The sequence below is a fragment of the Rania fehmarnensis genome, assembly GCF_056494185.1.
The window spans coordinates 8,618,866-8,640,839 of sequence record NZ_CM151398.1 but is presented as its reverse complement, the minus strand read 5'-3'; the positions used below and the strand labels follow the sequence as shown (position 1 = coordinate 8,640,839).

Annotated in this window: 15 protein-coding genes; 5 read left to right on the top strand and 10 right to left on the bottom strand. The window is 54.0% G+C overall.

The window, feature by feature from the left end; all coding sequences use genetic code 11:
• Positions 1-108: 108 nt before the first annotated feature.
• From SH573x_RS29290 to SH573x_RS29260, 7 genes are all read right to left on the bottom strand, one after another.
• Positions 109-2,394: a phosphotransferase family protein gene (locus SH573x_RS29290; RefSeq protein WP_479351659.1), complete on the bottom strand. Its 2,286-nt coding sequence runs from the start codon at positions 2,392-2,394 to the stop codon at positions 109-111.
• Positions 2,391-4,259 (bottom strand): ABC transporter ATP-binding protein, encoded by a 1,869-nt coding sequence (locus tag SH573x_RS29285; RefSeq protein WP_479351657.1) that lies wholly within the window; start codon positions 4,257-4,259, stop codon positions 2,391-2,393. Before SH573x_RS29285 ends, SH573x_RS29290 begins: the two co-directional genes overlap by 4 nt.
• A complete protein-coding gene (locus SH573x_RS29280; protein WP_479351655.1) occupies positions 4,256-5,473 on the bottom strand; it encodes a glycosyltransferase family 4 protein in 1,218 nt (405 codons plus the stop codon). The genes SH573x_RS29285 and SH573x_RS29280 overlap by 4 nt, the downstream gene beginning before the upstream one ends.
• 41 nt (positions 5,474-5,514) lie before the next feature.
• A complete protein-coding gene (locus SH573x_RS29275) occupies positions 5,515-6,750 on the bottom strand; it encodes a glycosyltransferase family 4 protein (RefSeq protein WP_479351653.1) in 1,236 nt (411 codons plus the stop codon).
• Between the two features lie 249 nt (positions 6,751-6,999).
• Positions 7,000-8,244, bottom strand: a complete 1,245-nt coding sequence (locus SH573x_RS29270) for a glycosyltransferase family protein (RefSeq protein ID WP_479351652.1) — start codon at positions 8,242-8,244, stop codon at positions 7,000-7,002.
• Position 8,245: 1 nt separating this feature from the next.
• Positions 8,246-8,833: a HEAT repeat domain-containing protein gene (locus SH573x_RS29265; protein ID WP_479351650.1), complete on the bottom strand. Its 588-nt coding sequence runs from the start codon at positions 8,831-8,833 to the stop codon at positions 8,246-8,248.
• 58 nt (positions 8,834-8,891) lie between these two features.
• The gene (locus tag SH573x_RS29260) at positions 8,892-9,731 is read right to left on the bottom strand and encodes a DUF1559 family PulG-like putative transporter (RefSeq protein WP_479351648.1); all 840 of its coding nucleotides are present in this window, start codon (positions 9,729-9,731) and stop codon (positions 8,892-8,894) included.
• A 561-nt stretch (positions 9,732-10,292) separates the two neighbouring features.
• On the opposite strand from SH573x_RS29260, the gene SH573x_RS29255 reads away from it, so the two are divergent.
• Together SH573x_RS29255 and SH573x_RS29250 are read left to right on the top strand one after the other, a co-directional pair.
• Positions 10,293-10,736, top strand: a complete 444-nt coding sequence (locus SH573x_RS29255) for an STAS domain-containing protein (RefSeq protein ID WP_479351647.1) — start codon at positions 10,293-10,295, stop codon at positions 10,734-10,736.
• A gap of 224 nt (positions 10,737-10,960) precedes the next feature.
• Positions 10,961-12,211 carry a PEP-CTERM sorting domain-containing protein gene (locus SH573x_RS29250; RefSeq protein ID WP_479351645.1) on the top strand — a complete coding sequence of 417 codons (1,251 nt, stop codon included), beginning with the start codon at positions 10,961-10,963 and terminating at the stop codon, positions 12,209-12,211.
• On the opposite strand, the gene SH573x_RS29245 is transcribed toward SH573x_RS29250, so the two are convergent.
• Together SH573x_RS29245 and SH573x_RS29240 are read right to left on the bottom strand one after the other, a co-directional pair.
• Positions 12,204-13,847: an FAD-dependent oxidoreductase gene (locus SH573x_RS29245; RefSeq protein ID WP_479351644.1), complete on the bottom strand. Its 1,644-nt coding sequence runs from the start codon at positions 13,845-13,847 to the stop codon at positions 12,204-12,206. The two genes, SH573x_RS29250 and SH573x_RS29245, sit on opposite strands and share 8 nt — an antisense overlap.
• Before the next feature lie 151 nt (positions 13,848-13,998).
• The gene (locus tag SH573x_RS29240) at positions 13,999-15,288 is read right to left on the bottom strand and encodes a putative sensor domain DACNV-containing protein (protein WP_479351642.1); all 1,290 of its coding nucleotides are present in this window, start codon (positions 15,286-15,288) and stop codon (positions 13,999-14,001) included.
• Between the two features lie 560 nt (positions 15,289-15,848).
• Between SH573x_RS29240 and SH573x_RS29235 the strand changes: the two genes are divergently transcribed.
• The 3 genes from SH573x_RS29235 to SH573x_RS29225 all read left to right on the top strand — a co-directional run bounded on the left by SH573x_RS29235 (position 15,849) and on the right by SH573x_RS29225 (position 20,069).
• Positions 15,849-16,232, top strand: coding sequence for a BlaI/MecI/CopY family transcriptional regulator (locus tag SH573x_RS29235; RefSeq protein ID WP_479351641.1), 384 nt, complete (start codon positions 15,849-15,851; stop codon positions 16,230-16,232).
• A 1-nt stretch (position 16,233) separates the two neighbouring features.
• A complete protein-coding gene (locus SH573x_RS29230) occupies positions 16,234-19,497 on the top strand; it encodes a M56 family metallopeptidase (RefSeq protein ID WP_479351639.1) in 3,264 nt (1,087 codons plus the stop codon).
• A 137-nt stretch (positions 19,498-19,634) separates the two neighbouring features.
• Positions 19,635-20,069, top strand: coding sequence for a hypothetical protein (locus SH573x_RS29225; RefSeq protein WP_479351638.1), 435 nt, complete (start codon positions 19,635-19,637; stop codon positions 20,067-20,069).
• On the opposite strand, the gene SH573x_RS29220 is transcribed toward SH573x_RS29225, so the two are convergent.
• Entirely contained in the window at positions 20,066-21,838 is a 1,773-nt protein-coding gene (locus SH573x_RS29220; protein WP_479351637.1) for a tetratricopeptide repeat protein, read from the bottom strand. The two genes, SH573x_RS29225 and SH573x_RS29220, sit on opposite strands and share 4 nt — an antisense overlap.
• Between the last annotated feature and the right edge of the window lie 136 nt (positions 21,839-21,974).

The window sequence follows — 21,974 nt, the reverse complement described above, 5'->3', positions numbered from 1 at the left end:
GGTATGGTTAAGCTCACTAAGTGTTGTTCACCTGGGATGCGGTTTGCGCATACCACTGTCCTCGATTCTTGTTTGTGCCCTAATTCCGAATCGGACGTGTCCACGTGCTTAGCGGAAGTCGACTTTGCACAGGTTCATTACATGGTCAAGTAACGTACCGGTGTGGAACGCTCGCTCGGGAATTCTCTGGCTGACGGCAATGAGTCTGGCCAGGCTTAAGGAACGCCAGATCTCTACGTTTGAATGGACTAATATGGCGCGTTGATCCCTGTAGCCTGCCAGGAACGCCTCGCCTGCCTCGTGACACAAACTTCGCACGTTGGGATGTCGCAGTCCATATTCATCCAGGTGTGCCAGGTAGTTGCCAACATCCAATTCAGGTGGGCCGATGGCCGCCAGATCGAAGTCGAGCAGGGTTACGTGTTCATGCGAACATAACGCTTGCTCGAAGTAGAAGTCGCGATGAATCAACGTGGTTTCAACCGGTATCAATTCCTCACTCAGCAGAAAACAGTTGGATAAAAGTTGCTCGCATTTCGCGGCAAACTGCGGATTAGGAGCCAGCCATTGTTGGAATTGCTGCGAAAGAATCGCGAGTTCATTTTCAACGGAGTGAGATCGACGAAGCGTAGTGGCTGGCCCCGTCGCCTCTACACCATGCAGCTTGGCCAACGCCTGCCCAACCCTACGATGGTACTTGCCAGCTGATTCAGGAGTGACCATCTCCCCCAGCGCCTTTTCCTGTAGCCATAGATTCAATTCAGGCAACTTGCCCAACACTTGGGGCACGCTCACTCCGCTACCGGCAAGTTGTCGCAGACTTTGATGTAGTTGCAAGATCTTCTGGTCAATGGGCTTGGTGATGCGTGCCTTGCCAATCACCTGGCTGGTTTGGCCAGCGAACGACTGGAGCGTGTACTGAACCACCACGCGTCTGCCGGGCCGATGGCGAAGCAACTGGGCATCAATCACCTGAGTATGCACAAGGTTGCTCGCCAAGTCCTGGCCAACTCGCCATTGTTGGTCGATGTTTTCCAGGTCGAGATAGGGAGTACACTCTGGATGGTCAAGCTTTCGAAGGTTGCTTTCACTCAGGGGCTTGCGGGTCGCTGAGGTATCGGGGCACCAATCTAATGCCAAATGGAACATGTGCTGCATCTTGTCCTGCCAGCCACTTAGGCCACGACGAAAGGCGTGGGGCAGACAACGCAGGATTCCAGCCACTACACAAGTCTGCAAAACGGGCCAATCGAGTGGCCCCGCAAAGCGCTGATAGCCAGCTAGAAAAGTCTCGATAGCCACACCGATGTGATGCAGGCCTACGGAACTTCGAACGGAGTTCCAATATAGTTTACCGATGAAGTTTCCCAGGTCCTGGTAACGATGTCCGCGTCCGACTTCATCGAAGTCAATCAATTGGAATTGATCGCCGTGCACAATGATCTGCTTGGCATAAAAATCACCGTGTATGATCGAGTTAGCCTCGGATAAAGTGGACAAATGCCGATCGATCTTAGACAAAATCTGGACGAGAGATTCCTTGAGCTCGGGAATAAGCCAGGCTATATCATCAGTCAGTTGAAGCAACGAGTCGCGGGCAAAGCCTGGATGTTTATGGATGATCGAGTTCAGTGACTGCTGAGCTTCGATGTGCCATTTGGCCAGCAACTGGCCAGCTTGCGGCAATTGATCCTTCCACAATCCATCGTCTGCGATGTCGCCGGAGAGTACTTCCCCCTCTACCCACTGCGAGGCGATCAGCGAATAACGCTGGCTGGTGCCGAGGATCCGCGATCGGCAACCTTCGATCTTGGCATTGGCCACCTGCATGATCTTGGCGCAGGCCTCAGGGTAATCTCTAGGTGTATAACACTTGAGCGCCGCCACTGTAGATTCGGAAGACGCTTTCACGACCAATCGGCGATGAGGTTTGTATGCCTGCGTATCGAGGACCCAGCGCGTGCCAGTTTGTCTGCTAAGGGTGCGTTTCAGAATAGTAGCGGTTCGGGAGGGATCAAACAGCTTGGCGGCCTGTGGTAGCCGCCGATCAAAAGGAAACCAATCGATGACGCACATTTCGTGCGCAAGGGTCATGCCTGTAGCCTGCGCGGGCTGGGGAACACGGCCAGGCGAACTCAACTTAGTCCAGCCATCGCGATCGCAAGCGGTAATCACCAGCGGTCGTCCCCTGCCCTCTGCATCAACAGCCTGCATCAGCGACAAAGCCCGTCGACCAGGTTTGTAACGGATATAGTCCAGTTCAATATGCTCGCTGGAGCCGATGGCCCCGTGAGAACGCAGGTGAGATTCGACTCTGTCTGCATCCAGGACGAATGCCAGACCGGGCAGGCGAGCATCTCGTCGAGCCAATTCAAGTTTTTCAGCGGTGCTCATGAAGATGTTCCAAGTGGTTGTTCAGCAATGGCTGTTGTTCGGTGCCCTCTGAGAAAATCGGCATACGAAGAACAGTCGCGAACGAGTTGAGCGTGAGACCCAAAGGCGACCAGATGATGGTGATCAAGATATAAGACGCGATCACATTGCTGAGCCAAATCTAAATCATGAGTGATGATCAGAGTGGTTCGATTGCCAGCCACTTCCTGGAGCGCGGACATGACGAGGTAGCGATTCTCGGCGTCTAGATTGCTAGTTGGTTCGTCCAGTAGAAGAATCGGTACATCGCGCAGGGCGGCTCTGGCGATAGCCAATCGTTGCAACTGACCCTGCGAGAGATCGACACCGCGCTCGCCTAGTGGTGTATCGTATCCTTCCTCCAAGTCCATGATAAAGCTGTGCGCCGAAGCAGCTTTGGCGGCAGCCATGATTTGCTGGTCGGTTGCCTGTGGACAGAACATCGCGATGTTTTCGCGAATCGTCGTCGCAAAGATACTGTTCTCTTGCAGGATGACCGAAATCTGTTGACGCAATGAATCTGTGGTCCACGCGCAAATGTCGATGCCATCGATAAGTATGTGACCGCTAGTCGGTTGTCGCAAGCGTAGTAGTAAGCTCAGCAACGTCGATTTTCCGACACCCGATGGACCGACGATCGCTACAGACTGGCCCGCATCGATATGCAGATTCAGGTTTCTATAAACTGGACGCATCGAAACTGTGTTGCCAACGCTGTGGTTTCTCCTGTAAGAGAAACTGACATTTTCGAGAGTGATCGTTCCGCGGATTTTGGGTGCCGGTACGGCATCGTCAGCATCAACGATGTCCGGTTGCTGCTGCAAAAGTTCGGTGATTCGCTCGCCGGCTGCAATGGCTTTCGAGAGTCGGCCAGTGTATTTGGCAAAGTCTTGTAGTGGCTTGAAGCCGCGTTTTAGATATGCCAGATAGACGATTAACTCGCCCGCTGTCAGGACGCCACTCAATACCAATCGAGTGCCAAGCCACAGGATGATCGCCGTCACGATGGCGATTTGTACGTCAACCGAGCGTTCTAAACGAGCCATCAAACGACTTGTGCGAGCCCCTTCTTTGTGACTCTTGGAGTTCTCATTGGCAAAGCTGGCTGCCATGGCGATGCTACCGCCTTGAGCCTGCAGCGACTTTACGGCAGCCAGATTTTCAGCCGCGGTCGATGCCAAATCGCCTTCGCGCTTGCGTTGTTTGCGAGCTGATTGGTGGATCTGACGGCTGCTGCCATAGGTGATCCACGCAAATACCGGAAATGCCGCTAGAATGATGAGACCCAGCTGCCAGTTCATCCACAGCATCACTCCCAACATCCCCAGCAGAAGCAGCGTGCTGGATAGCAAAGGCAAAGCCGCGGTGACCGTGATGTCCTTGAGCATGTTGACGTCACTGGTCAAGCGAACCGTCAAGTCGCCGGCTCGAGTGCGACTATGAAAATCTAAAGAGAGGGACTGCAGATGCCGAAAGAGCCGTCCTCGAAGATCCGATATTATGGCGTTGCCAATCAAACTGAATGCCACTGTGCGATAGAAGTCTATGCCTGCACGTAAGATGGCAATGGCCACCAGGCACAGGGCGCAGGCAGTTAATAGTGCCATTGGCCGCGAAGTATTGCAGCTTTGCGCAATCCAACCGATCACACCGTCGAATATGGCTGGTGAAGGCAGTCCGGTGAGGACGTTGTCCAGCACCATTTGCAACGGCCACGGCTCTACCAACCTCAGCAGCACGCCACCAATCATGCACACGGATGCCCAGCACAGCTTCACTGAGTGGGCCTTGATACCTGGCCACAGATAACCGCAGATCGCCCAGGGACTGGTCTGTTGGTTACTCACCTGGCAGCTCCGATTGTCGATTCCAGCGCATCAGCATCGCGGGTTCGAACGTTAAGGCCATCGCTGCGCACATGGCTCAAGATGACCTCGAGCGTTTGGGCCCACGAATGCCGCTCAACGGCGGCTTCACGGGCTGCGCGTCCTAGTCGCTGACAGAGCGCAGTTTGCTCTGCCAGGTCAATCAGCACTTGGGCCAAACCTTCAACGTCTCCTGGTGGATAAAGCAAACCAGTCTGACGGTCAACGATGATTGATTTCAGTTGACCGATGGAACTGGCTACAACTGCCCGGCCAGCGGCCATGTACTCGAAGACCTTGAGAGGTGAGAAGTAAAAGTTCGGTAACTCTACATACGGCGCAACTGCTACATCCAGAGAGGTCAAGTGACCTGGTACATCACTGGGGTGCACCGCGCCTATCCACTGAATGTTTGACTGTGCAGCGGAATACTCTGCAGCTACGGATCTCTGCAGAACCTCACGCAATGGACCGTCGCCTATGATGCGTAACTTGACATCTGGTTTACGGGCATGCAGCAAGCGGAAAGCTGCCAGCAATGACTCCAATCCATGCCAGGGTTTGATGGTACCCAGGAAGCCGACAGTAAACTCTGCGTTGGGCGCAATCGCAGGCACCTCGGGCGTAAAGCGATTGGTATCTACGCCGTTGCTGACCACATGCACTTTAGTATGATGAGCGATCGGTAAGCAACTGCGCACGTAATCAGCAACTGTTTCGGAAACTGCGATAATGGAAGTCGCTGCCTCAAAAGCACTGTTTCGAATCAACGTTGCATGTTCCCGGTCAATCAATTGTCGGTGCTGAAGTTGCTCTTCGATCAGAGGGGCATTAACCTCGAGAATTGAAGGAATGCCGAGTTGTCGAGCTTTACACAGTGGCGCCGAGCTCCACAGGGAGTAACGTTCGTAGACCAGGTCGATCTCATGGGCATCAAGCTGGCTGGCGATAGTTTGTGCCGCACGCTTTTGCAGCAATTCGTGAGTGAGGGTATCTGAAGAACGGGTGATAGGAAATTCTCTAACTTCAATCGGAGAACCGTCAAAGCAATTCTGTCCACCCATGCGTACCGCATACAGGTTCACATGATTTTCGGCGCGCAGAAACTGTCGCACGATCTCTTGGACATGAACGGAACAGCCTTTGGTTCCAAAAACCGGGACACCCGCATCAGCACAGATATACGTTACACGCACAATCAATCTCTTTGTGAACAATGGTAAGCACGTCGAAGTGTTTAGACTGCGACTAGTTCCTGACAAGGCTGTGAGCTATGCACAGACGGGCCCGTGAAATATTCTCGCTGCGTGGCAGCGTTTAATTTGGCGTCAAAGTCTTGTTCGATCAGCTGTCGCGCAGCCCTTGCATAACGGCATCTCAAATCTGGCGAGGCGATCATTAGCGCCAGGGCATCTGCTAGTTCGTGCGGTGAACGTTCCGGCACCATCAACCCGGTTACTTGATGTTTGATAACTTCCGGTATGCCTGTCACGGGAGTTGAAATACAGGGTGTTCCCAGCGCCATCGCCTCCAGGAGGACTGTAGGCAGGCCATCTCGATTGCCATCCTGACCATGAACGCAGGGAGCTGCCATCGCCACCGCATGGCGAATGAACTCTTTTACCTTAACTTGCGGCTGCGGCCCAAGTAAGCAAACTCGATCATGGAGACCAAGTTGGTCAACCATCGTCTTCAGTTTGTCGGCCAGTTCGCCACCGCCAATCAGATGGCATGAGTAGTCGATTCCGCGCCGCGTCAACTCACGGCACGCGAGAATCAAATCTTCAAAGCCTTTCTTCTCGACAAAGCGACCAACTGCCACGATATCTGGCGGACGATGTTCTGGCGACAAGTACGGAAAGTCATCGAGGTGCATACCGTTGTACAATCGAACCAGCCGGTCACTGACGGCCGGGTAAGTCGTGCGGAGATGCTGCAGATTGAACTCGGAGACCGTGAATGTTGCTTTGGCCGCTTGCAGCTTGCGCGATAGTTCTTCATGGACCACGCTTTCATGAAATATGTCTTTGGCATGCGCGGTAAACGAAAACGGGATACCACTCAGCGCAGAAGCCAGACAAGCCACGCTAGCTGCACTGGAGGCAAAATGAGCGTGTATGTGATCAATCCCTCGCTGCAGGCACTGGACTGCCAGTTGGATTGCACAGTAGGCATCAAGTGTATTGGCTTCGGCCAGCAGCGCTGGAAGCGAGTCGCTGCGCTCGACCAACAAATGGCCTGCACTCCGCAGCGCCTGCCAAAGATCCGCCGCTTTGACTTGTCCGTCTGATAGATAGGTTAGCGGCGCCCGCACGCGGGAGATAATGTCCTGAAAGTGCGTGTCCACCGGGGGACGGAGTGAGAACAGATCAATCTGCAGCCCGGCAGCTTCGTGAGCTAAAATCTCGTTGACGATAAACGTCTCCGAGAATCTAGGGTAGCGTTTGACAACGTAGGCAACTCGCTTGGTCATGTTTCTATTGGCTCCACTGCTGGCATGTGGGATCGAACAGCTTGTACGTTTGAACAGCTTGTACGTTAGTTGTGTGAAGGACTTTATGTCACCTCTCCCAAGCTTTGCTTGGGGGAGGTCGGAGCCAGCGTTAAGCTAGGCTCCGGGAGGGGGCTCGTTATCGAAGTGGGAGTGATGGCAGCGGAATGCACCACGTCTATCGTTTCGCGGCAACGACTCAAAGGCTGGACGATCTCATGTGGGATGGGGTTAAACGCGGGCGTTATCCAACTGATCTGCCCATTGGCCTACACGTTGACTGATTCGATCCAGTCCCATCAAGTCGACACAGTTTGAGGCAGGCGTGGCGACATCTTCTGCACATAACCAGTCGCCCAAAGATTCGGTATCCAGTGACTCTGGTGAAATTGCAGTTATCCAACCCAGCTGAGCCAATCGCTCGGCGCGAATCCATTGTTCCTGTCGCGGTATCATGCGCGGCACAATCAGAGACGGTTTGCCAAAAGACAGAATAGATGTGATGGTGTTGTAGCCACCCATAGCCACGACACGCTGGGCGCCTCTCAAGTAGTCGTCGGTCTCCACCAGGTGATCGATAATTTCAACTTGACCGTTTTGTTGCGCCAGGCCATGCAGTTTCTGCTGGTGAGCTTTGGGCATGAAGGGGCCGGTGATGACAACTCCCCGCCAACCCTTGGGTATACTTGTCTTCACAAATGTTTCGGCCAAAGCGAAACCATCTTGACCACCACCCACCACACACAGCGCGACTGGCTCGCCCGAGTGACGAGCTTTCTCGTGGGGTTGTTCTCTGGCTGGACTTCGGTCGGACTGATTCAAATATCCCGTGAAGAATGCTCGCGAAGATACAGATGTCGAAAAGCTGTACTCTTTCAAGCAATCGTAGATGGACTGATCTCCATAAATCCATAGCTCATCGAAGTAGGCATCGATCGCCGCGTCGTTTGCATCTCGTATCCACTCTCGCGCTACGGTGTTGGGTTCATCCAAGACATCGCGCAATCCCAGGATACACTTCGTGCTTGTTCTATCGAGCTGTTCCAGAGTGGGGATCAGTTCGTTGCCGATGCCTTTGGGCAGTTTGTCTACCACGAAAACATCGGGCGAAAACTCTTCCATCGTGGCTTTGATGATTCGCGAGCGCAAGCGGGTCGTATCTTCGAGCGACCAACCGAGATTACGCGCAGAGTATTTGCCATCGGCACTCTTGGCCAGAGCTGGCAGCGTGACGCAATCGAGTCCCGCCTGCGTGGCAAAGTAGGCCGCCTCTCGAGTTCCCGCGACTAGTAGAGCCTCAACATTTTTGCCACTTTTAACTATGGCTGACGCAATCAACAGATTGCGGCGAATATGCCCCATTCCCATCGTGTCATGCGAATAGAACGCGATGCGCAGTGGACGACCTGGCGAACACTTGTTCACGAAGGCTGGGGGTAGGTGCGCTGGATCAGGCCGCAGCATGGGATTGGACATTTCAGTCACGCATGTCTTCAAGAGCATCTTTAGCGACCTCGCGTACTCTGGGACTGGAATCATTAGTCAGCTTGGCTACAGCATTGATAGAGGGTTGGTGCTCATCGCCAATTTCGGCCAGAGACTTAACGAGGTAGTAGCGCACCTCTTCGTCACGATCGCCCAGGGCTGCAATGACGGACTCGCGCACCGGTAATGCGGCGTCCCCTACTTTGTAGATTGCCTTGGCGCAGTAGTAACGCACGTCACGGTCTGAGTCCTTGAGTGCAGCGGCGAGCGCAGATACTGCTGGGCCTGCATTCTCACCCACCTTGGCGAGTGTCTTAGCAGCGCGATACCGAACCTTGGGATCGGTATCCGCCAGAGCAGCCGCCAGTGGTTCTACAGCTGCCTGCGCGTTGGCCCCGAGTTCTTCAAGTTTCTTGGTTGTCTTGTAACGGACTTTGGCATCTTCATCGCTGAGCTTAAGTGCCAACTTCTGGGCTGGGTCCACCGGGAATAACTTGGCATAACCGTAGGCCATGCCACCCAGGCAGACCAGGACCATCAGTCCGATTGCCAACATCGATCTCGGGGAATAGTTTTTCATGTTGTGATCCAACACAGAGCGGATGACGGGTATGCAAGCGAGTGCCACCGGCTGTCGATTAGTATTCGCCAACAGGTTGGCCATCACCGATGTGACCCAAGCGTTGAAACGCCTGGTCGTCAATGCTGTAGGAGATGGCTTGCACTGAACCATCGGCCAGCGAAATGAGAAAGACACCCGAGTGCGACGACCCAAAGCGATCATCGCCATCTCCCAGTCCCATAAAATCCGGGAGGGGTTTCTTGTCGGTACTGCGCATCGTGTCGCTATTCCAGCCTGCCGTATAGCCTTCGTTGTCATCGGGCTGGGCGCTGCCAAGTTCACGCAGATTCAATCTCTTTTCGCCCAACAGAATTGCGTTGCTCGTGCCATCAACAATGTCGGCGATTCGACGAGCCGTAAATCGCGTAACCGCACCGGTTCCATCGCGATTGCTACCCGCGTAATCACATAACGCATGTTTCACTAAGCTACCGTTGACCGGCGGAGCATAGGCGTCCGACATAGTGACCGTCTGCGGGCCGCGCCGAGAGGGGCAGAAGAATACCGAATTCGTTTGACCGATGGCTAGCTCCGCCCCGGCCTGCCAGGTACTGTTGGCTTCAATGAACGGCAGGACTTGAAAACCCCAGCCGGCGCGTTGCCGCGAGCCAGTGTAGGGACTGCCCGCCTGATAGGTCGGCGGTGTATCCCAGTCCCAGCCGCCAGAGGGCAAGCGACCGAACTGGTCATGGTGTAGCTGGAATGCCAGCGAAAGTTGTTTGATTTGGTTGGAACACTGAATACGTCGGCCAGCTTCGCGAGCTGCTTGAACTGCCGGCAGCAAGATGGCTACCAGAATCCCGATGATGGCAATCACAACTAGCAGTTCAATGAGCGTAAAGGCATGGCGTTTCATCGGTGTTTCTTTTGACGGTAAGAACCCACAGTCCAACAGGGAGCTTCACTAGTAGAGAGTGGACTGGGACTGTGAACCCCGCCAAAAAATAATCAAATCTTTACATTGCGCGCGAAAACCGCTGGGTGGGCACTACCGCCCAGCCTGCTTTTTGACAGCGGACGACTTTTTGGCCTTCGGTTTCATTTCTTTGGCCAGCCAGCCTTCACGCTGGATTTTTGCGGTATCAAATGCGTGCGCACCACTCAATTCGGCTCCGTGCGTTTCGCCACCGCCCAACAGCGCGCGACCTGGCTAGACAAAGCCAAACAACTCGGCCGCAAAGCGGCATAACTGAACAGAAGACATGGAAACGCTCTCAGCGTTTATTTACGATCTCGTTGCTATAAAACTTGGTTGGCGACTGCGGGCGAGGGAAAGACATGATCCTAAAGCCTCTGATTATCAACAGTAAAAGCGGTACGATCTCTAATGCCTTGGCAGGTAAGCTTTCAAACGCTTTATCGAGTAAGATAACTGTCAAACCAGAGATGTTATCGGAGGTGGGGGAAGTCACGCTGAATGAGCTATCCGCGCGACCGCGTAGGTTTCGAGTATTACTGGCTAAGTATCATGGCAATCAACTTTAACGAATCACCTCGTGCCATCATCGTAGCGCCCAACATTCTTAATGACGTATCCAGTCCCGAGTTCGAACCGTGGTTAGTGAGTGTCTGTAAGTCGGAAACAGGGCCAGCCAAATCTTTGGTGATCGACTGCGCGCAGGTTCAGTTCATGTCATCTACGACGCTCGGCAACTTGATCCGTCTGCACAAACTGATCACACAGCACTCACTCGATCTGCGGCTCATCAATCTCAGGCCGGAGTTTCAAGAGGTCTTTGCAGTAACTCGCCTGCACAAGTTTCTGCGTTTTGATGATCGCGATGACGATGAAGATCCTGGGATGTCGGGCGCGGCTGTGCCGCGTCCTAGGCCGCCTGGCTGGCTCGGTGGGCTCCGCTGAGTGAGAAAATGCGATCGGGCGGGTGGGTTGGTCGGGGTAGGCTTGGTTAGAGGGTTCGCCTCGCCTGGCGGCTACGGGTTAAACGATTTGCCTGGCGGCTACGGGTTAAACGATTTGGCTACGGGTTAAACGATTTGGCCCCGAAAATGGACTGCGATTTGATTTCGAATTACAATCCCTCCCGGACATTTTCGATATCGCTGGTTCGTGCGGAAGGCGGGGAAGTGAGATCTACAAGCCTGTTGAGTAACGTGAAGCGTCTGTTGGTCGCTCTGGTTGTGGTAGGCGGATTTGGTAACGGGAATGCTACAGCCGGGTTCTTGTATACCAAGGTGGTCGATTCGAATTCGTTGCCACTCCCCTACAACAATCTCGATTTCCGACCACAGCTCAATAACAACAATCAAGTCGGACTGCAGATCAATTCGGCTTCGGGTGGATTCAATGGTGGCACAATTGGTGCCAGCCAGATAGCCCGTTGGGAAGCTGGCACACGCACGACGATTGTGTCCACTGGAAATTCAATACCGGGCCGCGGGACGATTAATTCGCTAACGCGAGTAGCCATTTCAGACTCGGGGAACATGGCCTTTCGTACCTCGTATACCTTCGGTGGCGGTAGCGTGATGTTTGCCGGATCGTCTGGGCTGCAGGAAGTTTTTGATGATCTGAATTCTCTCAACAATGTAGGTATGAATGCGAGTGACCGAGTGTTGAGCTCCACGCGCATCGGGCTGGGCAATCCGATTTTGGTGCAATCGCGAACTGTTGGCGGTCCTACCACGACGCACGCCTCTAATGAGGGCAGTGGCAATTTCAGTAGCTACGTTTCCGGCGGTGCGCCCAGTCCAGATATCAACAATGCAGGCGATGTCGCTCTTCGAGGAGTGTTGAGGTCAACTTCGCAGGACGGTATCTATGTGGTCGACTCAGCGGGTACACATTCCATTGCTAATACCGGGGACGGCTATGCATTCTTTGGCAACAATGTGGACATCAACAACAATGGGGACGTAGCGTTTCTAGCGCGCAGCTTTACTGATCCAGCCGGCAGGCTCAGCGTCTACACCGGCGGTATCGGACAGCCTGCGACTTTGATTGCCAGTCAAGCCAACTTCGGTTCTATTTTTGACACTGGTCCAGCGATCAATGATTCAGGTACAGTTATGTTTCAGGCCAGCTTCAACGGTTCAGAAGCAATTTTCTCTGGCGGCAATCCGCTGACGGATCGTGTGATCGGCGTCGGTGATACGCTCGATGGTGGTGTTATCACCAGCCTGATTTTCACACGCGGTATGCTGAACAACTCGGGGAATTTTGTGTTCTATTCATTGCTCGACGACAATAACGATGGAAATGCAGATCGATCCGCCATCTTCTTCGCGGCGGTTACTGCGGTTCCCGAACCTACGACTTTGACCCTCTGGTCGTTGGCTGCTGCGGGCGTTCTGGTGCGAAGAAAAATCGTTAGCTAACGCTCGCCAGGTAGCGATGAACACACGTCACGGCCATGGAACCATCGCCGACGGCAAAGCCGCAGCGTTTGGTCGAGCCTGAACGAACGTCACCAGCGGCCAGAATGCCGGGGACTGTGGTCTCGAGATCACATGGCCGGCGCTGGAGATGCCAATGTTCCTGCAAGTAATCTGCCGCAATCGCCGCACCGGTCACGATGAAGCCTTTGTCATCGAGCAACACGGCTTCGGGCAGCCAATTGGTATGCGGTTGCGCCCCGATAAAACAGAAGAGGGCTGCACAATCCAAGCGCGTAACTTCACCCGTGACATGATTCCGGTAGTCAATCGAATCGACGCAACGCTCGCCGTGGATCTCGACTACTTCGCTGTTCTTGATGAGCTCGATCTTGGGATGGTTGAGCACTCGCTCGCATAAGTAGGCGGACATGCTTTTACCGAGATCATCGCCACGAATTAAGATCTTGACGCATTGGGAAGTGTTGGCCAGAAACATGGCTGCCTGACCAGCTGAGTTGCCGCCGCCGACCACGACGGCCGTTGCACTTTCACAACCACGGGCTTCGACCGAAGTAGCGGCATAGTAGAGCCCTGCTCCTTCGAAACGCTCGCAACTGCTGATTCCCAATTGACGGTACGTTACTCCCGAAGCGACCAGCACACATTTAGCGCGGGCTACCTGCCCGGTGCAAAGATGTAAATGATGTTCTCCCGAGGCTTGAGTTGCGATCGACTGGACTGTGATCGGCGCAATGAACTGCGCCCCGAACTTCAAGGCTTGAAGATATCCACGATTAGCCAGTTCACTACCGCTGACTCCCGACGGAAAGCCCATGAAGTTCTCGATCTTCGAACTGCTGCCTGCTTGGCCTCCCGGTCCGACACTATCGATCACCAAAGTACCAATACCTTCCGAAGTGGCATACACCGCGGCCGCCAGGCCTGCTGGTCCCGAGCCCACGATAACCAGGTCAAACAGTTTGCCGTCGACATTGCGCGAAATGCCAATGCACTCGGCCAACTTGGATAACTCGGGATCTTGCACCGTGACGCCATTACAATGCACGACGGGCAATTTGTCCTGGGATGCGCCAAGCTTGTGTAGCTCCGCGCGGCCGACATCGCTGGTGGCTTCGTAAAAGGTATGCGGTACGTGGTTTTTGTAGAAGAACTCGTGCAGGCGCGACGTGGCTGGCGTATTGGTTTGGCCAATCATCCTCACCCCAATGAAACCGGAAGCCTCCAGTAACTCGCGACGTGTTTGAAACGCTTCTAGTAGTAGATCGCTCATCGCCGGACATCGATTGAGCAACTGTCGTAAGCGTTTCCCGCAAAGTTGATAAGCGTTAGAGGGTTCACTAGCAATGGCCGAGATAACGGCTGAGCGCCCTGTGAGCATATCCACGTCGCCGGTGAACTCACGGGCCCGGTGAATTGTCACTAGTGCTTCTTGACCATCGCAGACTTCGACGATGCGGACTGAGCCTGTGTGGATCACATAAAACGGATACCCCTTCTGCCCCTGTTGAATCAGATACTCGCCTGGCGCAAACGAAACCAATTCACCGATCGAGGCCACGAACGACATTTGCTCGTCGTTGAGCAAGGGAAAGGCCGCTTGTGTGATTGGTTGCATGTTTGAATTCTCCTATGACAAATGTAGTCACCGAGTCACCTCCCCCAGCGGACAGTTAGTCGTGCATGCGCGTCCTACTCCTACTCCTACTCGCGGATTTTTCGAGTACGAGTAGGAGTACGAGTAGGAGTACGAGTAGGAGTACGAGTAACTATGGCAGATAGGGCCAATAGACCAGTCTACCACCACGGTGAGCAACGAAACGCACTGTTCCATCTTGCGAGACGACTACGCAAATTGCATCGGGAACGCCGCTGACAAGTCTGTAAGCTGATCGGTGCCGTGTGCCCGAACCATCGGCAGGCTCGGTGATGGATTGTTCGGCTTCCAGATCGACGGCGCGTTCAATGGTATCCACGTGCGAATCCCCTAGTATCTCGCTGCCGAAACCGATGAGCTGAAACTCTCGATTCAAGACCAGCGCGCCATCCACGCTCATCAAGTCGGCTAGAAAGTGACTGAACTCGACCAATGAGTCGTGCAGCTTCACTAGCGACGGATCGGACATCTTTAGAAAATCAAGCCAGCGAACTTCGGCAATGCCATGCGAGGCTCCGATCTCCAACGCCCGCTGCATCAATTTCAACATCAAGTACTGAAAGCGATTGGTGGCATCGTCGCGTTTGAATCGCATGCGAATGCGCAGCCAGTTCTGCAGTCGCCCGTCTTGTTCATCAGTCAGGTAAATGAGCATGCCACCGTGCCCACGGTCACGCACCAATCCCAACACACGCCGCACTACATTCTGGGCCACGTCGCGCACAAACGAGTCGCACAATCGAACCTGAGCGGTCTGGGCGGGGGCGACCAGCTTTTCCAACAACGAGGTGCGGACAGATTCAAAGTGTTCCGGCAGCCATTTCGAACCAAAGGGATCGAAACCTTCGGTCAACACCTGGCCGCCAATCGTTTCCACGACTCGAGCCATACCGCAGGCAAAAATCAAATGCCCGGGGCCCAGAACATGAATCACCAGGCAACTGGGCAAAGTATCCGCATCTTGCACCGAGCGTTCGTTGCGATTGACCCAGCTCGCACCGGTGACGGCCATGCCCCAAATAAATACTTGTCTGTCGTTGCGAGGTTCGACATAGACGGCGATCAGCGAACGATAGTAGCCAACGGCTGAGGCCAGTTTTCGCACTTCGTGAGCTGTAAAGAGGATCGCTTGATCGAAGGACAGCAAGTGAAGACGATTGGCTGCCTCCAAATTGCCGAGCTCGCGATTGCCTGGGGGCGCAACTAGAATCCGACAACGCACCGGATCGCTCTCTTCACGCAGGAGACTGGCCTGATAAGCCACGTCTACCAATTCTTCAAGAGCTTGTTCGCTTGGTAAGGCGTTACTCTCGTAGCCAGATTCGTGCCAGCGCCTGCAAAGAATGCGGGCCAAGTCAGCCGGGTAAAAAGAGCGGGCGTTTATCGAAGCGTCACAAGCCATTCTACGTTTTTTACACTCTGCTCTGCGGCCGGCCCAACCGCTACCGTTTGATTTGTATTTACTAAGCTGCGTCCCTGGAAAGTGACGACACTCCAGTTTCCCAGACTCTTCTTGATACGTCTAGGGAGATCGAATATTTCGCGGTGATTGAACTGATCGTCCACTACTCAGAGTCGCTCTCTCAATCATCCCAGCCTATAGTTCCCGCTGTGAAACCTGTATATCTCACGCAAAGGCGCGAAGGCGCAAAGATACCTTTGCGCCTTGGCGCCTTTGCGTGAGGCAGTCTTCTAAAAGTCTGTGGCATCGGTTCGGCAACAAGCATTCGTTGGCCGCGTGCCTCGTTACATGGTTCGAGGACCACTTTGGAATGAACCTTCAAGCTCCACTTATCTTCCTTGAAGCTTGCTGCCGACTTACACTGCAACTCCGGTGCATGCGCTAAAAATTTATTGCTAACCTCTTGTATTTGGGGCTGAACTGCGTTAAATTTTTAACGTCGGTATGAATTTGTGATCTGTTGCGTTTGAAGATGCTTTGCTCCAAGGGAGGTGTTCTGGATGTCGGAACCACCACGACTTAGCCGCCGCGAGCGGCAGATTATGGATGCTGTCTTTGCACTGGGCGAGGCAACGGTCAATCAAGTTGTCGAAGCCATCAGCGACCCACCGACGGCGATGGCCGTGCGGCGCATGATGCATATCCTCGAAGAAAAAGGCCATCTCAAGCGCCGTGAAAAAGGCCGCGAGGTAATCTACTCGCCCCGCGAAGCCCGAGCGAAAGCGGGGCGCAGCGCGCTGCAAAATGTCCTCGAAACATTCTTTGGAGGTTCGCTCGAGGAAGCTCTGGCGGCCCACTTGCACTCCCGAAAAGACACCCTGAGCGATGAAGAACGAAAGCGGTTGATCGCGTTAATCCAACAAGCGAAAGCGGAAGGACGTTGAAATGAACCAACTGTTGATAGGCGTCGCCCTCACCTGGGACAGTCTAGCCCTGCCGATGGTCGACGCGGCCATCAAGGCCACTGTGCTGCTACTGATTGCCGGTGCCGCCGCTTGGTCGATGCGCCGCGATTCAGCTGCTACGCGTCACTGGATTTGGCTGGTGGCGATCACGTCGCTACTGGCACTGCCGCTCTTGTCCGCATTCTTGCCTCAATGGAATGTCCTGCCCAACTGGATGGCGATAAGTACAACTGGCATGACTCCACTCACCGCTGGCTTGGTCGAAACTCTACCGAATCGAACGCCTGTCGATGAGCCGCCCGAAATGGCCGAAGCCTTTCCGCCAAGTGCGAGCGACTTTGCATCTCGCCCTTCTCCCGCTGCCATAAATGCGGACAGCGCGGCGGGCGAACGCGATCGCGAAGAGCCAACCGCGCGAGTGCTATCCGCGGTTCCCTCATTCAAGATGTCGTGGCCGGCAGTCATCGTAGTCGGTTGGGCTATTGGGTTCATGGTGTTGATGTTGCGACTGTTAGCCGCCCGCGTGCTACTAGGTCACACGGCACGTAAGGCACGATTGATTGCGTATGTTGGCGGCCATCGAAAGACCAACTGCGAAACGGCTAGCTCACGGGGCACGGATCAAGCGTCCGAAGATTCAGCTATCCTCGAGATGTTACACGTGGCTTGTAATCAGTTGCGAATTCATCAGCCGCTTGTATTGATGCTGCATCGCAACCAAGCCAGTCCAGTTGTTTGGGGGATTTGGCAGACGCGATTGCTCTTACCCCAAGTAGCACGAACATGGTCGGACGAGCAGTTGCGATCGGTCATGCTGCACGAACTGGCCCACGTGCAGCGTCGCGACATGCACGGGCAGTTGTTAGCTCAAGTAGCATGTGCGCTTTACTGGTTTAATCCACTGGTCTGGTGGGCGGCTTGGCGGCTGCATGTAGAACGTGAACGGGCGTGCGATGACTTGGTGATCACCAGCGGTGTGCAAGCTTCGGCCTATGCCGAGCACCTGCTGGACGTGGCCACGCGTTTGACCACTTCAACCTGGACGCAAGCTTGCGGCCTGGCTATGGCACGCCAATCGTCGCTTCAGCGCAGGCTCCTGGCCATTCTGTCAGCCAATCAGAACAGGCGTCGCGTGACCAAGGCGATTGCTGCGGGGGCCCTGTTGGGAGCAAGCATGATTGCTATTCCCGTGGCCATGTTAGGAGCAGCCGTTTATCAGCAAACCGGTGACACCGCGAAAGCTGCATCAAAGACAGAATCACCGGTGGAGGCTTCATCTCTCTTCACCGCTGCTCTCGAACCACATCTCGAATGGTGCGAGCCCGTTGCGGGCCTGCGGGCGGCCGTGATGATTCGACCCACCAGCGCGCAAGGCATCCTAGGTAAAGAGCGAAGGATTTTTTTGGTCGTTCAAAACGTGTCGGATAAGCCAGTGCGTTACTGCGACACGGCTATTCATGAGACAGATGTGCCAGCCGCGGAAACCGAAGGACGGACTCTGTACCTGAAAGACAATGGCGAGACTATGTTTGGGCTGCAGAGAGCCAAGTCGATGCATACGGATATTGTGCTGGAGCCACGGCAATCGCACACGATTGACCTCTTTCATGATGATCAACCCAACGAGCGCGGGCTGAAGGTCGGAGATACGCTGGCGGAAGGCATTGTGAAAGTGCCTACGCAATCGCTGTATGTTGTGCTGAATGTCGAGCACGCACCTGCAGGGGCCTGGACGGGCAAGCTAGTGACACCGACGACGCGCGGTGCCTTCGCGGCCGAGGGGCCGCTGCCCAAGAGCAAAGAGGCACAACTGCTGTTTCGCTATTGTATTGACCATGCGCGACTTAGCGGCGAGATTCCAGGTGGTCTAATTCGTCGACTGAATGATTTGGTGCAAGAGTTCATCAGTCTCAACGATGGGGATCAATATGGCGATGCGTACGCCAAAAAGATGCGGCCTCTGTTGGCCAGGTTTGATAAACCAGGTGACTGGAAACAAGCTGAGGTGGTCAAGCTATTCGACGAAATTGCAGAGGTAACCACCATTCCGCTGGATCGTACCCTTGATCTGATTGGCGAAGCAACCTTTCAACGGGGGCAGCCGCTAGAACCGTCGCTGCAAAACGTTCAGTGGGGCGAGCCCTTGAAGGGTGGGCTGAGGATGGCATGGGTTCTCCAGCCGCGAGCCGACAAGTACGAATTGGGCTCTGTCTTGAAATCACGCGTGGTGTTGCATAACACGGGGAAAGAACCGGTGATGTTCGTTACGCGCAACTTTCATCAGCCAGTCCATGCAGTTAAAAGTCCAAACATCCAGCTGACATCCGTCATGTGGACAACCATTGGCCGCCAAGAAGCGTACCGCCTGCATCCTGGTGAAAGCTGCGAGCTACACGCACCGGGCATTGGTATCGGCCGTGAAGATACTGATCAGCCAGATTGGGCCAATGCGCGACCGGGCACATGGATTTTCGCTAAAGAAGGCGATAACGTTGTCTTCCAGCCAGGTCCAGTGATGCTGACAGGCGATCACAATGCGCAGGTCGATCCTGATTGGTGGCTCAAGTTTGTGACTGAGAGGCTCAAACGCGATACCCCTTTCCCCGCTGACGCGCAGGAACGTGAAGTGATTTTGTTTCGGGTCATTTCCGATCTATTCGGCAATTCGCCCACTCCTGAAGAGGCGACCTCGTTTTTGTCGGACACTTCGGAAATGGCGGTGGACAACCTGGCCAAGCTGCTCATTGGACGCACCTGGTATTCTGCAGTCACGGGCTCCATCCGCAGCGGCGACATTGCATTCAGGGTTCTTCCGAAAGATGATATGGCGGCTGCGAGGCGACCGGGAATTGCCACCACCCCGGGTTACTACAACCTCAATGACCAGTTGCGGCTGAACGTTACGCGAAAGGTGGTTGGACAGCGCATCATCAATTCTGCCACGATCGTGTGGTATCCACCTGGCAAAGATCAAGTTGCCACAGAAGTGCTGTTACCGGATGGATATGACAGTTGGGTAGCGGGAAAGATGCCGGGCACAACGATCCTGTGGATCAGTCAGACTGGCTTGCTGCGCAGCCTTGATTTCACTGATCCTGCCAGCCTAAAAGAAACCCGTTACGCAGGCGATCAAGTTGGCAGTGCCCCACTACCGCCAGAGCTTCGAGATGAATTTCGAAAGGCATTGGATAAACCCAAGCAGCCTGCGCCGCAGCCAACTCCACCCGCGGCCACGTCTGATTAGCTGGAGGCACTTGTTTGCAACAAGTGATTGAGTCTTTTCGATTATAAAATTGGGGTCAGGTCTGAATAAAGGTGGAAAATCGAGACCTGACCCACACCTGACCCCAATTTTTCCGGTTCAAGTTTTGAGGAGAAATTATGACGGTTCCTTTAGCGATAGACGTCAGCGGTACGACGATGGATATTGCGACCTGGATTTGGAAGAATTTAGTGCCCAACAGAGGCCATTCAGAGTTTTTGCAGGGAGAACTCTTACGAGCGATTGAACACTTAAGATCTGAGGCTCAAAACAATGGCAACATAAATTGGAACGACTTCTTTGAAGAGGAAGTCGACTTTATTGATGAGACATTGACTTCAGCACCGTGCTTTTCTCAAATCGCAAAGGACCAGATTCATTCCGATTTGGATAGATTGCGCAACTTTCTAACTCCAAATCAGCTAAAGGGACCGTCCGAAATCGACAAGTTGCCATACATTGAGGATGACTTGTACGATCGACTTTTGGAGAGATTGGTCGAATACTGTCGCTGGCATCCTGAGTTGAATAGATTTAAGCCGAAGGCTGTTTAGGGAGTCTTTGCGCCCGGAACAGCAGCTTGGTTGCTCTTCGGGAGCGGGCAACAGTTCAGGCGGCAGTAGCAGGAGCGATCGAGAACAATATCTGCGCGCCTCGTAGCTTCTTGCAGTTCTTTGGTGACCTGTTGCAGTTCGTCAGTTTGACCGCTTGAGTCAAGACATTCGCGAAGGCCGATCAAAGACCAGGCGTTATGCGGATGCCGGCGAAGGTCTTCTCGGAAAACCAGTTCGGCTTCCTCTGTTCGGTTTTGCTCTAGTAGCAGAGCGCCTAAGGCGTGACGGGCTGGCTGCATCCATCCCCATGGTTCGTCATAGTGCAGAGCATCATCCAATTGAACTGCGCGCCGCAATTGATGGAACGCCTGGTCGTATTGCCCTTGGCGATACGCAATTTCGCCGCTCAGCATTGCTTGGGCGATGGCGGCAATTTGGCGACAACTGTTGTTGAATAACAGGCTCGATTCTGGAATCAACTGACAGGCTTTTGCAAAGTGCGCGTTTTCTTCTTCGGCCAGGGCGACGCGACTGGTTGCTGCATAAGCCAGGCCGCGCGCATAACGCCACATGGCCTTGGTCATCGGTAGGAATTCTTGCGGCTTAGGCTCCTTGAGTATTTCCTCCCACATGCCGAAGCGAATCATCACATGGTAGGCCGTTGGAATAAATCCATCCAGGAAGTCGACCTGAGCTTTGAGCATCTCGTCAGGAATTTCATTCACCAACTTGCGTGCAGTTTCGAGAGCGCGCTGGCTTTGACCATCGAACATCGCTCCGTAAACCAGAAAGTGATGATTGTGGATGCGGTAGAGCGTATAGAAATTATGTTTGCCCTGGTGCCTAACATATTCTTGATCGATTTCAATCGCTTTGGCATTAGTCTCAACGACACTATTGTAGTCGCCTACAAGTACGTCAATATGACTGGGCATGTGAACCAAGTGTCCCGAGCCTGGCATGGCGTTGCGCAGGCGATCGGCAGCTGTCAGCGCTTTCTCAGGGTGAGGCGAGGCTTCCATGGCGTGAATATACAGATGGCAAAGCATAGGATCCTGGGGCCACCTCTCCAATCCACGTTCAAGGGTGGCTACTAGTTCGTCGGTCTCCGCCGCGGGTGTGCCATCGGCAGCCCATGTATTCCAAGGATGCAAATTGATGAGCGACTCCGCAAACAACGCTACCACCACAGGATGATCAGCGTGTTTCTTGTACAGCTTTCGCATGGCGTCCGCATAGTCGCGGTTCAACTGCGCATGGTCGTCTGGCACAGGCACTGTGTGCCGCTGGTTGAGCGCGTCGATCAACCCACTTTCCCAGTCTTTTGCAAGTTCCTGGTGAAGATGTGCCATGCGCAAAGCCATGTCTGCCTGACCCATTTGTCCGGCATTGATTTGCATGTTGTTCATTGTTGGCCCAAGTGCATAGGCAAGACCCCAGTAAGCCATTGGAGCAGCTGAGTCGGCTTGAATGGCTTTCTCAAAACATCGCACCGCCTCTTCGTGGTTGAAGCCGTAACACATAGCCAGTCCGCGATCAAACCAAGTCTGCGCAGATGGACTCTGGGTTGTGATCGGACAGTGCAAACGGCCTATGTCGTAGTAATCACCGCTCAATAATGGATTGACTACTTCCTGGATTTTGCTCTCGCCCTTTCCGCGAGCAGTCAGCTTCGCACGATATGTGCTAGTGAGTAACGAAATTACTCCCGCAATCAAAACGACCGTCAACGTAGTTGCTACGAGAGTTGCGAATATCCGCAGTCTCATGTTCCACCCTTTCCTGTTTCGTCCCAAGTTTTGCGTTAGGCCAGCCCTGTAGCTGGCTATCAATAGAAACTGCGCGCTTTGACGAAAGATCCACACGAGAGTAAAGAAGAAGGTGCCTTAGGAAGCACGCGACCCA

Excerpts from the sequence above, each read along its gene's own strand:
- SH573x_RS29230 (WP_479351639.1), top strand. The coding sequence starts at position 16,234 with ATGAACCAACTGTTGATAGGCGTCGCCCTCACCTGGGACAGTCTAGCC.
- SH573x_RS29220 (WP_479351637.1), bottom strand. The coding sequence starts at position 21,838 with ATGAGACTGCGGATATTCGCAACTCTCGTAGCAACTACGTTGACGGTC.
- SH573x_RS29225 (WP_479351638.1), top strand. The coding sequence starts at position 19,635 with ATGACGGTTCCTTTAGCGATAGACGTCAGCGGTACGACGATGGATATT.
- SH573x_RS29290 (WP_479351659.1), bottom strand. The coding sequence starts at position 2,394 with ATGAGCACCGCTGAAAAACTTGAATTGGCTCGACGAGATGCTCGCCTG.
- SH573x_RS29260 (WP_479351648.1), bottom strand. The coding sequence starts at position 9,731 with ATGAAACGCCATGCCTTTACGCTCATTGAACTGCTAGTTGTGATTGCC.
- SH573x_RS29245 (WP_479351644.1), bottom strand. The coding sequence starts at position 13,847 with ATGCAACCAATCACACAAGCGGCCTTTCCCTTGCTCAACGACGAGCAA.
- SH573x_RS29235 (WP_479351641.1), top strand. The coding sequence starts at position 15,849 with ATGTCGGAACCACCACGACTTAGCCGCCGCGAGCGGCAGATTATGGAT.
- SH573x_RS29240 (WP_479351642.1), bottom strand. The coding sequence starts at position 15,288 with ATGGCTTGTGACGCTTCGATAAACGCCCGCTCTTTTTACCCGGCTGAC.
- SH573x_RS29255 (WP_479351647.1), top strand. The coding sequence starts at position 10,293 with ATGAGCTATCCGCGCGACCGCGTAGGTTTCGAGTATTACTGGCTAAGT.
- SH573x_RS29265 (WP_479351650.1), bottom strand. The coding sequence starts at position 8,833 with ATGAAAAACTATTCCCCGAGATCGATGTTGGCAATCGGACTGATGGTC.
- SH573x_RS29270 (WP_479351652.1), bottom strand. The coding sequence starts at position 8,244 with ATGTCCAATCCCATGCTGCGGCCTGATCCAGCGCACCTACCCCCAGCC.
- SH573x_RS29275 (WP_479351653.1), bottom strand. The coding sequence starts at position 6,750 with ATGACCAAGCGAGTTGCCTACGTTGTCAAACGCTACCCTAGATTCTCG.